11 protein-coding genes are annotated in these 12976 nt (G+C 36.7%); 9 read left to right on the top strand and 2 right to left on the bottom strand.

Annotated features, from left to right (window positions below; translation table 11 throughout):
• Positions 1-49: 49 nt before the first annotated feature.
• Positions 50-757 (bottom strand): beta-phosphoglucomutase, encoded by a 708-nt coding sequence (gene pgmB / locus ACRPLQ_RS19955; protein ID WP_328172964.1) that lies wholly within the window; start codon positions 755-757, stop codon positions 50-52.
• 275 nt (positions 758-1032) lie between these two features.
• Between pgmB and ACRPLQ_RS19950 the strand changes: the two genes are divergently transcribed.
• From ACRPLQ_RS19950 to ACRPLQ_RS19910, 9 genes are all read left to right on the top strand, one after another.
• Positions 1033-2670, top strand: coding sequence for a PTS transporter subunit IIBC (locus ACRPLQ_RS19950; RefSeq protein ID WP_025752447.1), 1638 nt, complete (start codon positions 1033-1035; stop codon positions 2668-2670).
• Positions 2671-2674: 4 nt separating this feature from the next.
• The gene (locus ACRPLQ_RS19945) at positions 2675-3460 is read left to right on the top strand and encodes an endonuclease/exonuclease/phosphatase family protein (protein WP_014457716.1); all 786 of its coding nucleotides are present in this window, start codon (positions 2675-2677) and stop codon (positions 3458-3460) included.
• 290 nt (positions 3461-3750) lie between these two features.
• Entirely contained in the window at positions 3751-4851 is a 1101-nt protein-coding gene (locus tag ACRPLQ_RS19940) for a glycosyltransferase family 4 protein (RefSeq protein WP_328172963.1), read from the top strand.
• Complete coding sequence (locus tag ACRPLQ_RS19935; protein WP_013059871.1) at positions 4848-5786, top strand: glycosyltransferase family 2 protein; 939 nt, start codon at positions 4848-4850, stop codon at positions 5784-5786. The genes ACRPLQ_RS19940 and ACRPLQ_RS19935 overlap by 4 nt, the downstream gene beginning before the upstream one ends.
• A gap of 2 nt (positions 5787-5788) precedes the next feature.
• Positions 5789-7507 (top strand): DUF6020 family protein, encoded by a 1719-nt coding sequence (locus ACRPLQ_RS19930; protein WP_116739825.1) that lies wholly within the window; start codon positions 5789-5791, stop codon positions 7505-7507.
• A complete protein-coding gene (locus tag ACRPLQ_RS19925; RefSeq protein ID WP_013059873.1) occupies positions 7507-7842 on the top strand; it encodes an EamA family transporter in 336 nt (111 codons plus the stop codon). Before ACRPLQ_RS19930 ends, ACRPLQ_RS19925 begins: the two co-directional genes overlap by 1 nt.
• A complete protein-coding gene (locus ACRPLQ_RS19920; RefSeq protein WP_014457712.1) occupies positions 7835-8167 on the top strand; it encodes an EamA family transporter in 333 nt (110 codons plus the stop codon). Before ACRPLQ_RS19925 ends, ACRPLQ_RS19920 begins: the two co-directional genes overlap by 8 nt.
• 30 nt (positions 8168-8197) lie before the next feature.
• Positions 8198-9700: a murein biosynthesis integral membrane protein MurJ gene (gene murJ / locus ACRPLQ_RS19915; protein ID WP_013059875.1), complete on the top strand. Its 1503-nt coding sequence runs from the start codon at positions 8198-8200 to the stop codon at positions 9698-9700.
• Between the two features lie 25 nt (positions 9701-9725).
• Entirely contained in the window at positions 9726-11102 is a 1377-nt protein-coding gene (locus tag ACRPLQ_RS19910; protein WP_289578600.1) for an O-antigen ligase family protein, read from the top strand.
• A gap of 29 nt (positions 11103-11131) precedes the next feature.
• On the opposite strand, the gene ACRPLQ_RS19905 is transcribed toward ACRPLQ_RS19910, so the two are convergent.
• Entirely contained in the window at positions 11132-12931 is a 1800-nt protein-coding gene (locus ACRPLQ_RS19905) for a cation:proton antiporter (protein ID WP_289578602.1), read from the bottom strand.
• Positions 12932-12976: the final 45 nt, after the last annotated feature.

Here is a 12976-nt window from a genome sequence, read left to right as displayed (position 1 = left end):
TTCTAGCATATGTTTTTTAGCGCTTTGCTACTTGCATGTAAAAGATTTACTAATTTTTTGTATACGCGCTGTTATAATCTGTTCCTTTTCTTGCTTTTTCGAAAACCTCTTTGATCGTCTTTACATGCAAATCAGCTGTTGAATATACGCGAAAATTCACATCCTCTTCCCTCAGATGCTTACCAACGCCGATTGAAACCATATCTGTTTGATTAATAGCTTTTATACCTGCCTCTCCATCTTCTATTGCCACACATGCATCGGGTTTTACTTTTAATTGATCGGCAGCTGTCAAAAATATTTCTGGATCTGGTTTTCCCTTCTTGATTTTCCTCACATCCACAATACAATCAAAAAAAGAGCGTATTCCTAGCGCATCTATTACAGTATTTGCATTCGAACTAGAAGAAGCAATTCCCATTTTAATGCCTTGTTTTTTACAATCTTCTAACAACATTTTAATGCCTGGAAGTAAATGATCTTCTGTCATTTCTCTTATTAAAGCCTGATAATGCTTATTCTTTTCATAAGCAAGCTCTTCTTTTTGTTCCACTGTCAGGTGTACATTGCCTTGCGCAGCAATGACCTCTACAGTTCTCATCCGGCTGATTCCCTGCAGCCGTTGATTTAGTTCTTCAGAAAACGAAACGTTAAGTTGATCTGCTACTTTTTTATTTGCTCTATAATATAAATGTATTGTATCTGCAATAACACCGTCTAAATCAAAAATAATCGCTTGTAGCTCTTCTTTTTTCATATTATCCTCCTCTGTACCTATCTTTATGCCATTACTTAAATGCTTTTATTACATCCCACCATGTTAAAATACCGTTGATATTGTTCACTTTATCATAAAAATTTTTTCATCATTTATAATTTATGAATAAATTTTTCAAAAAAAGAGAAATTACAGTATTGCATTATGAAAGCCCTTTTATTACAATAGGTTTATGCAAACGGTTGCACTGTCTTAAAAATATAGTTTATCAAAAAATAAAATGAAAACCCATACATAGGGGAAGGGGAAAAACTATGAAGAAGTTCTTTTCATTTGATTTTTGGCAGAAGTTTGGTAAGGCTTTATTAGTAGTAGTAGCGGTTATGCCCGCAGCTGGTATTATGATTTCACTTGGAAAACTAGTTGCAATGACTGGGGGAGACATCACTGCTGTACAAACAATTGCACGAGTGATGGAAGATATAGGATGGGGTATCATTACAAATCTTCACATCTTGTTCGCTGTTGCCATCGGGGGATCTTGGGCAAAGGAACGTGCTGGCGGTGCATTTGCTGCACTCATTGCATTCATTCTTATTAATCGAATTACAGGAGCCATTTTTGGAGTTAAAGCAGAAATGCTCTCAGATTCAAAAGCAACGGTTCAATCACTGTTTGGACAAGAATTAGTTGTAAAAGACTACTTCACATCTATTTTAGGATCTCCCGCTCTTAACATGGGAGTATTCGTAGGAATTATCGCTGGTTTCTTAGGCGCAAATTTATTCAACAAATATTACAATTATGATAAATTGCCTGAAGCCCTTTCGTTTTTTAACGGCAAGCGCTTCGTACCGTTTGTAGTCATCGGTGGTTCAGTTGTAACGGCACTGCTTTTATCCATTGTGTGGCCGTTCATCCAAGGTTCCCTAAACAGCTTCGGACAGTGGATTGCAACATCTAGAGATACAGCTCCTATTCTGGCACCATTTATTTTCGGAGCATTAGAGCGTCTCCTTCTTCCGTTTGGTCTTCATCATATGCTGACAGTTCCTATGAACTATACGGAGCTAGGCGGTACGTACAAAATTTTAACGGGTTCTGGAGCAGGTTCCACTGTTGCCGGTCAAGATCCTTTGTGGCTTGCTTGGATTGCAGACTTAAATAACTTCCGTGCTGCAGGAGATATGGACAGCTACAAGCAGCTCTTACATGACGTTACACCTGCACGATTTAAAGTAGGACAGATGATTTTATCTTGTGCGTCATTAATTGGAATCGCTTTAGCAATGTATCGCAACGTAGATCCTGACAAACGTTCGAAATATCGTTCAATGTTCTTTTCAGCTGGACTAGCTGTTTTCTTAACAGGCGTAACAGAACCGATTGAATTTATGTTCATGTTCGCGGCACCTCTTCTATACGTCGTATACGCCATTATGACGGGACTGGCTTTTGCCATTGTTGATATTGTTCATGTTCGCGTACACTCATTTGGCGTAATTGAACTATTAACACGTACACCAATGATTATCAAAGCCGGACTATGGGCTGACTTAATGAACTTTGTCATCGCCTGCCTTGTATTCTTTGGCTTAAATTTTGGAGTGGCAAACTTCTTAATCAAACGTTTTAACTTCCCAACGCCGGGACGTAACGGAAACTATATCGATGAAGAAACAACTGCAACAAGCAGCAAGCAGGTGAAAAATGATTCGCTTGCCCCAGTCATTATTGGACTGCTTGGTGGAGAAAACAATATTGAAGACGTTGATGCTTGTATGACTCGCTTACGTGTAACGGTAAAAGATATACATGCCGTTGCAGGAGAAAGTGAATGGAAACAAAACGGAGCCCTTGGTTTAATCTTGAAAGATAAAGGGGTACAAGCTATTTATGGACCTAAAGCGGATGTTTTGAAATCCGACATTCAAGATTTGTTAGGAGCTTAACATAATGAAGCTATTAACGTTAAATTGCCACTCTTGGCAAGAGGAAAATCAGCTAGACAAGTTATCTTGTCTAGCTGAAGTAATTAAAAAAGAAAAATATGATGTCATTGCTTTACAGGAAGTAAGCCAAAAAATAGACGCACCTTATGTATATGACTACATTCGCAGCGATAATTACGCTTGGCTTTTAGCAAAAGAACTGGGTAAGCAAGGTGAAGACTATCAATTGGTATGGGATTTATCTCATATAGGCTATGAAGTGTATGAAGAAGGAATTGCCATTTTAACGAAACACCCGATTATTGAAGAGCATTCATTTTTTGTTTCGCAAACGTCAAATATTGACTATTGGAAAACGAGAAGAATTGTTGGAGCAACAATCGAATATGAAAAAGAACTCCTTACTTTTTATTCTTGTCATCTTGGCTGGTGGGATGACGAGGAAGAGCCATTCAAGCAGCAAGTTGATACGCTGCTAGCTCATGTACACAAAGATAACCCATTTTTCTTACTTGGAGACTTTAATAATGACGCTCATAGACAAAATGAAGGTTACGACTACCTGATGAGCCAAGGCCTCTATGATACGTATACTCTATCAAATAAAAAAGACAGCGGTATTACAGTTCAAGGTAATATTGCTGGATGGGATGATAATGAACGTGCGCTGCGCCTTGATCTAATTCTGTCGAGTCATGCGCAGGATATTCAGTCGTCAACTGTGGTTTTTAACGGCATACATTATCCCGTTGTTTCCGACCATTTTGGGGTAAGCGTTGAAGTGAAATAAGTGACATAAAGCGAACGAATAGCGTTCGCTTTTTTCGTGTGATTATGATGATGTGAAAATCATCTTCTTTACTGCTTTATCTATCGTTTTAGAAGTGTCCGATAAACTTTCGCATTTTAAAAAGTAGGTGTGCTATAATATTGTGATGTTGACGATATGCAACCCATTTTTGCATGTTTATCAATGAAATCGCTCAACTTAATAGTAAGATGATACATGTAAGCTCTATTTAAATGAACACCCGTTGTCATTATCATAAACTAATAAAGAAAAATAGGTGTGAAACAATCATGAAAATTTTGTTGATTTCAAATATGTATCCTTCTGAACAATTCCCGAGCTATGGTGTATTTGTTCAAAACACTGAAAAAATTTTAGTTCAACATGGTATTCAAGTTGATAAAATTGTCATGCAAAAAAAGACAAGCAAATTGAGCAAGCTTTTTAGCTATGCTTCTCATTATGCTAATGTCATTGTGACGGGCTTAACAAAAAACTACGACTATCTTTACGTACATTATGCATCTCATAATGCTCTTCCGCTGCTGATTCTCAAAAAGCTAAAGAAGAATGTGAAGATTGTGACAAACGTGCATGGTTCAGATGTTGTACCTGAAGTAGCTTCACAGGAAAAATATCAGCCTAGAGTAAATGACTTATTGCACCATTCCACTAAAATTATTACTCCTTCTCCCTACTATAAAGGGCTCGTTGAAGAGAAATATAAGGTGCATAACCCAATCTATATTTTTCCAAGCGGAGGAGTGAATAAAGATCTGTTTCATCCTTATGCAGATAAAAGCAAAGCTTATCAAGAACTAAATTTGGACCCTACTATCCGTTATATTGGATGTGTAAGCCGCATTGATGTGGGTAAAGGATGGGAATACTACCTTCAAGCAATTGCAAAAGCTGAACAACAAACGCCCACTTCTTACAAATACCTATACGTTGGAAGCGGAAAAGACGAAGCTGCATTTAAGGAAATGATCCAGACTCTAGGTCTAGAGGAAAAAGTCATCCATTTCCCTCTGCTTCCTCAGTCCTCTCTTGCTTACGTATATAATGCGATTGAAGCATTCGTGTTTCCGACCGTAAGAAAAGGAGAAAGTTTGGGCTTAGTCGGCCTCGAAGCTATGGCTTGCGGAGCACCCGTAATTGGGAGTCAGATTGGTGGTCTAAAAGATTACATTATAGACGGAAAGAATGGTCTATTCTTTGAGCCTAAAAATGTAGACGAACTAGCTTCACAGCTACAGGCTTTTATTAATCTTCCTGAAGATGTGAAACAGCAAATGTCTCAACAGGCGTTACAAACAGCAAACCGCTACACAGTAGATGTAATTGCTGAACAGCTCCCAACAATTTTTTTTGATGAGGTGGAAAAATGAAAGTCGCAGTTTTAATTCCTTGTTATAACGAGGAAGTAACAATTGGAAAAGTAATTGACGATTTCAAACGCGAACTGCCTAGTGCAGATATTTATGTATACGACAACAATTCAAAAGATCGTACAAGTGAAATTGCACTTGAACACGGCGCAATCGTCAAAAAAGAATTCAAGCAAGGAAAAGGAAACGTTGTACGCTCAATGTTCCAAGAAATTGATGCAGATTGCTATGTCATGGTAGATGGGGATGATACGTATCCTGCAGAATTTGTTCATCAGTTAATTGAGCCTATCAGAAATCGAGAAGCTAACATGGTCATTGGAGATCGTTTATCAAACGGAACGTATCTCGAAGAAAACAAACGTGCTTTCCATAATTTTGGTAACAACTTAGTACGTTCTTTAATTAACGGCCTGTACAAAAGTAACATTAAAGATATCATGACAGGTTATCGTGCGTACGATAAATTATTTGTAAAATCAATTCCTGTGATGAGCCCAGGATTTGAGATTGAAACAGAAATGAGTCTTCACGCGTTAGATAAACGATTCCGCCTAAAAGAAATCGCGATCGATTATCGCGATCGACCTGAAGGCAGCGAATCGAAACTTAATACGTTCTCTGATGGATTTAAAGTGTTACGAATGATTTTTACGTTATTTAAAGAGTACAAGCCGCTTCAGTTCTTCTCCATTTGGACAGTGTTGTTTATTGTCGCAGGATTAGCTGTTGGTGCTCCGGTACTTTATGAATTTTTTGATACAGGCTTTATTACCAAAGTACCTTCATCTATCTTAGCAACTGGATTGATGGTGTTAGGTGTTTTATCTTTCGTCTGTGGATTAATTCTAGATACAATCGCTTCATTAAATCGCAAGCAATATGAATTAGAACTAAATAAAAAAATTGAACAGATTGAACAAGTAGGAGAATAACAATGATGAAGAATAAAAAAAGTATTTTACTGCTTACAGTAACAGCTTTAATTATTCTTATCGGTTTAAGTATTGGTAATCCAGACGGTGTTCACTATCTTTCCCTTTTTGCTGCACTTGTATTTACCATCATAAGCTCTATTTTTATTTATAAAAATAGAGCTTATGCTTCATTTAAACCGCTAGAATGGCTATTGCTGATTGTTTTTTCGTTTATCGTACAGTTTTCACTTTTAGATAACTTACATATGACGAGCTCAACTATTTTTTCACTCGTTTTGTATGCCATCAGCCGTACTTTATTGGCAATGCTGCTGACGGCCGCTGTACTCAGCGCTATCAAACAGATAAACGATTTTCACTACACATTTGCACACCCAAAGCGTTATCTAGGAATTGTTACGATTCTTATTTTAGCTGTTAGTCTATATTACTGGTTCGCCTTTTTCCCAGCGGCCATGACTCCTGATTCATTAGCACAGTGGAGACAGGCACATAACGGAGAATTTAACGATTGGCACCCTATTATGATTACGTGGCTCATTATGCTGCTGACAAAAATATGGGATAACCCAGGAATTGTAGCGTTCACGCAAATTGTTGTTGTAGTGAGCATATACGCCTATACATTTGACTTTTTCATTAAACGCAAAGCACATCCTGTTATGATTGGACTTTTAACAGCTATTATTGTCATTATTCCAAGCTTCTTAATCTTTTCAATTATTATTTGGAAAGACATTTTATACAGTGCTTTTCTGCTGTTTTTTACGGTTAACATTGCAAAAATTTATCTGTCAAAAGGTGCTTGGGTTAAAAGTAAAGCGAGCTTTTTCTTACTTTTACTTTCCGCATTTGGAGTAGCTTTCTTTAGACATAATGGTTTTCCTGTATTTGTTTTGACTTTCCTTTTAATGATTGTCTTATTCAGAAAAAATTGGAAACCTCTTGTCACGATTTTCTTAGTCGTCTTTATTTTACAAAAGATTGTTACAGGCCCTGTGTTCACGTGGCTTGATGTAAAACCTTCAGATCCAAATGAAGCTTTGTCTATTCCAACTCAACAAATTGCAAACATCATTTCAAATGATGGAGAGATGTCAAAAGAAGAGCGCGAATATTTTAATAAAGTGCTCCCTATTGAATTGTGGAAAGAAAAGTATAATCCATACAAAAGCGATCCAATTAAATTCACGTGGAAATACTACGACCGCGAGTTTATTTTTAATGATTTAGGCCTTTACTTTAAGAACTATGCTAGCATTGTCATCAAAAATCCTTATCTAGCAACGGAAGGCTTTCTCAAACAAACAGCTTTAGTATGGCAAATCAATCCTTTTAAAGATGGCTACACGGATACGTACGTAACCAACATTTATTACGGCAATGATTTAGGTCTTAAAAATAAAGTAATCGAGCCGTTTATTACACATACTGCCAATGCTTACTTAGCTATTTTTAAGCACCCTGTTTTTACATTCTTATGGAAACCAGCTTTTTATCACTGTGTCATTTTATTATTTTCATTAATGCTAGTGATTCGAAGAGGAATTACGTCCCTTATTATTGTCATTCCTTGGGCACTTAACACGCTTTCTGTTCTTGCGGCACTGCCGGCTCAAGATTTTCGATATTTATTAGCAAGCGTATTTGTGTCTTTCTTCTTTATTGGTCTTCCTTTTATCCGATTTGATCAGAAAGAAAAGGATGTGACCTCCTGATGGAGAGCAATTATAACAAAAAGCTAGGAATCACACTCATTATCGTGGCTTCCCTGTTTACAGCTGTTGGACAACTTTTTTGGAAGTTGTCCGAAGCTTCATTTAACTTAAATTTAATTATTGGTTTTTTCCTTTATGGATTAGGAGCGGTGTTTATGATTGCCGCTTTTAAATTTGAAAGAGTTTCCTTGCTTCATCCATTTTTAAGCCTAGGATATGTCATCAGCATCGCTCTTGGTTTCTTTCTATTAAATGAAACCATTAGCCCTATGAAGCTGGTCGGTACTCTTATTATTATCGTAGGTGTAATTTTAGTAGGTGGCCAAGATGAATAGTATCCCACTTTTAATTATTATGACTCTTTTAGGTTCAGTTGGAGCTGTCTTTTTCAAGTATATTTCTACGTATTTAAATGAAAAAAAGATAAAGCTAGCGCTTATTTGTTTTGTGGGTGGCGGCCTTTTTTACGGGGCGGCAGCTCTGCTTAATGTGTATGTTTTAACGCTGTTACCTTATTCTATTGTATTTCCGCTCACGTCTATTACGTACATTTGGACATTAACATTCGGTTACTTTTTAATTAAAGAAAAAGTTACAACAAAACAAGTTATCGGCTGTATTCTTCTAATTGTCGGATGCTTCTTTATTGCTAATAGTTGATGAGATAACTTGAAAAGGTAGGAGTTTCGCATGAAAAACTTAAAATTCGCGAGCATTTTACTGCTCATATCAACATTATTTTTGAAATTTTCTAGTATGATTCGTGATTTAGTTATTGCTAACTATTTCGGTACAAGTTATATTGTCGATTCATACAACGCAGCAATGATTATTCCAAATGCTTTTATTTTATTTATGTTAACGGGGATGAAGGATGCGTTTATTCCTAGTTATTTACGTTATGAAAAAGAAAATAAAGGAAAGGTTCATTTGACTAATATTGTTAAATCAACCTTTCTTATTTGTTTCATTATTTCGGTTCTCGGATCAATTGCGGCTTTCTTTTACTTTCCCGCTTCGTATTCTAATTTTTCTAAAGCAGCAATTGAACTAGGAATTTATACGGGCGTTATGTACTTTTTATCTCTTTCACTAGTTGGAGTGAATGCCGTATACGAAGGTGTATTTGATGCACGAAGTCAATATTCTTTCTCTGTGTTTTCTCAAACGGTTGTTGTATTATTTACAATTTTAAGTACAATCCTATTACATTCAATTATGGGCGGCTATGCAATTGCTCTTGGCTATTTTATAGGAACTATTGCTTCTTTCTTAATTAAAGTTGTCTATTTTAAACCGCAGCATCTGCTGTTATGGAAGCAAAAAATTGACCGTGATGAAGTGGTGGCTTTTTATAAAGTATTCATCCCTGTTGGTGTAACCATTATGGTCGGTCAAATTAATTTAACTGTCAACTTCTTCTTTGCCGGTTCCTTTGGTGAAGGCGTTATTTCATACTTGAATTATGCTTTCAGACTTGTAAGTATTCCCCAGGCAATATTCGGGGTTACGGTCGCAACCATTATTTATCCGCTGATTGCAAGAGCCATTTCTGAAAAAGATGAAGAGCGCTTTAAATCAGGAATTGAAAAAGGGATTACGTTTATGCTGATGCTGCTGATTCCGACGATTGTTATCATGATCTTTTATATGAAAGACATTGTAATGATTGCTTACCAGCGCGGTGCATTTGACGCACATTCGACGTTAAAAACAACAGATGTATCTTATTATTACCTAGGTTCGGTGTTTTTCTATTCCCTGCAAGCTGTTCTTGCAAAAGGATTTTATTCTCTTCAAAAAGGTTATCTTATTATGAGAGCAGGCTTATTATCCATTGTGTTAAATATCATCTTTAACATGATTTTCACTAAATTTATGGGATACCAAGGATTAGCACTTTCCATGTCAGTAGTTGCCTTTTTCTATACGGCTATCGTATTCGTTATGCTGGCAAAACAAATCAATCACTTCCATTACGGATATCTAGTAAAAGAAACAGGAAAAATTCTTTTAGCTTCCGTACCTGTTGCGATCGTCATGTTCTTCTTAAAGGACATCGCATTTTTGAATTCATTACATGTTATCTTACGATTTGGTATTGTCTGTATTGCAGGTGGTTTAGTATACTTAATGTCGACGCTATTATGCAGAGTAGAAGGTGTTATGCTTTTAGTTAAAAGAAAACGTTAATTCACGTAAAACAGGAGAGTACTATATGAAGAACACATACTGGTTATTTTTTCTGTTCGTTGGTTTTATTTCAATTCAGCCGATTATTGATATGCTAACGACGTACATGGTTTTGAACATGGATAGTGGTCTCTCAATTGGGGTTGTTATTCGCTTTCTATATATGATTTTTGCAGGTGTCCTACTTTTAGTGTTTGCCAAACAATCAAAATGGGCTAGATATTCGATTATCTACCTTATTGTTTTTGCACTCTTTCTTGGACTCAACATCTACTTAAATCATCAATGGAAAGATCCTTATTATATTGGGCAAGAAATTAAATTTTTCAATAAAGTTGTTTATATGAACGTTACGCTGCTTGGAATGATTGTGATATTTTCACATTATCGATCATCTGTGGATGTAAAAAGAATACTGAGCAAAAACTTATTAACTGCTTCACTCATCATCAGTATTGTTTTTATCGGTACAATGCTAACGGGTACAGCACTAGAGAGTTATCAGTATAATAAAATTGGGTTTAAAGGCTGGTTTTATGCAGCGAATGAGCTAGGCGCAACCATTGCTATTTTGCTTCCTCTCACACTGCTTTTAGCTTTAGATAAAGTACGTTCGTTTTCAAAAGCTTATTACTGGATTCCTTTTATCTTGTTAGCCGTTTCGTCCATCATGCTTGGAACGAAAGTAGGCTTAGGTGCCGTTATTCTTTCTTTAGTTGTAGCAACAGTTGTCTTATTTGCAAAATTATTTACGAATAAACGCAGCTTAATTAAAGCCAACTTAGTAATCTCAATTCTGCTTTTAATTGTAACCGGAGCAACTACTCCGATTTCTCCAGCTTATAAAAACACTTATACGCACATCGATATGTTAGAGGCTAAAAAAGAGAAAACAGAGAAAGAAAAGCCAGAAAAGAAAGAAAAAGAAAAGCCGGCTAAAAAGAAAAAACAAAAGGAATCAAATTTAGATGACAAAGATATTCAAAATCTGATTCTAAGCAGCCGTGAGCAATTCTTAGCTCATCATAAGGAAGAGTATGCAAAAGCACCTATTGCACGAAAAATGATAGGTATGGGCTTTTCTGGAGACTATACAAAGCAGCTTCCGCCAAAGATGATTGAAATGGATTTTTATGATTTGTTTTTCTCTTTAGGTATCATCGGATTTTTACTATGGGTTCTTCCACTTCTAGTAGTTGGTTTAACCGTGTTGGTTCGATTATTTAAAGACCCATCACAGCTTCTTGATGAAAGCTTTATGATGTATAGTACAGCAATTGTATTAGCTCTTGGAATTGCTTTTGTAGCTGGGCATGTCTTCACCGCACCAGCCGTTACTATCTATTTTGCAGCAGCTGCTGCTTATCTGTTCGTCATTCATTTTAAACAAAGACAAGCATAAAAAAAACAGGTCATTAACGGCCTGTTTTTTTATCTTTTTAATGGCTGAAGGCTTAACACCGTGTCACCCGCATTAACGTTTATTTCTTGATCATGAGCAAAAAAACTCAATGCCTTTCCTTGCTTGCTCACTGCTAGTAAAAGAGAATCATCGCTTTTCTCCTCAAGATATGTTTCAAACGTATATTCATCCGTAATTTTTGTATTGTAAATCGTATATCCGTGCTCCATTTTATGATGCAGAAACTCCCACGTAATTCCTTTCTTAAAGAGCATACGTCCTCTTACTGTGTGCATAATTTCATCAACATCTTCTCTTGAATCTTCTTGGTCACGAATGCTCAATTGAAAAACATTGTTCCGCCCCATATCTTGAAGAAAAGCAGTACAAACAAGCGCATTATATGCATCTAACTCAGTTGCAGCAATCACATATTCATAAGGAGTTAAGTCTAGATGATATTCCGTTTGCTCAGCTAGTACTTCTCCGTGATAAACATTTACCTCCGCTCTGCGCGCAACTCTTAACCGCTCCCACGAAGAATCAGCAACTAATACTGGATAGCCTAGCTGTTTTAACTTCGTTGCAAAGGCAACCGTAAAATCATTGCTTCCTACAAGCAAAATACCAGGTTCTTCTCCAATTGATAAATCAAGCTTCTTAGCTAGCCATGAAAGAGAAAAACCGTGTGCACAAACCGTAGCAAACACTAAAGCAAATGTCAGCGTTGTTAGGATGGAAGCATCTTTAAATCCTTCATCAATTAGTACTTTCGCAAAGTAGCTCGAGACCGTTAACGCCACAATTCCGCGCGGGGCAATCCAGCCAATCAGTATTTTTTCTTTTATAGATAAATCTGTGCCTACCGTTGATAAAAAGATGGAGACCGGTCTGACAATAAACAGCATAAGTAAAACAAACAAAATAATATTCCAATGAAAAATTTCAGTAATGGTCTTCATCGTCAGTCCAGCCGTTAACATAATAAAAATAGTAGAAGTTAATAGAACCGAAATATTCTCTTTAAAGTGTCGCATATCACTAATAGACGAAATATGCATATTAGCAAGGGTAATCCCCATCGCTGTTACTGCTAGAAGACCTGTTTCATGCTTAATTTCATCAGCTACTGTAAAGCAGGCAATAACGACAATAAATACGACCGGAGATTTTAAATACTCTGGAATATGCCCCTTTTGAAACATCCATCCTATTCCGCGGCCAAGAATCCATCCTATTAAAACGGCAATAATAGAGGCTACGAAGAAAAAGAGAATTGTTTTTCCACTCACTTCTCTCAGCACTAAAAATTGAACAATTTCAAACGAAAAAACGGCCAACAGTGCACCAAATGGATCGACAATAATACCTTCCCATTTTAAAATCGCTGCTGGTTTTGGTTTTAATTTAGCTTGTCGTAAAAGAGGTAAAATTACGGTTGGACCCGTCACAATAAAAAGCCCTCCGATAACAATTGCCACCGCCCAGGATAAATCCGCTATATAATGAGCAGCTAAAGAGCCTAACATCCAAGCTAGCATGGCTCCCAGTGTCACAATGCGAAACACGGGCTTTTCGATTCCTCTTACCTCTCTCATGTCTAAGTTCAAGCTGCCTTCAAATAAAATAACAGCTACAGCAATCGATACAAAAGGATCAAAAAGCTGAGCAAACTGTGCTTTAGGATCAATTAAACCTAAAATAGGGCCTGTTAGCAGTCCGATAATCGACATCACGACAATTGCTGGTAGCTTAAATCTCCAAGCCAGCCACTGAGATAGAACTCCTAGTCCCACTACAAGTGTGATATGTACAAGCATAGGTTCCATTGTATCTTCCTTCTCTCGTTCGCATAATGTGTATATATTTTCCCT

The sequence above is a fragment of the Priestia sp. TRN 1309 genome, from assembly GCF_050846875.1.
Taxonomy (GTDB): domain Bacteria; phylum Bacillota; class Bacilli; order Bacillales; family Bacillaceae_H; genus Priestia; species Priestia zanthoxyli.
This window is presented reverse-complemented; position numbering and strand designations above follow the sequence as displayed.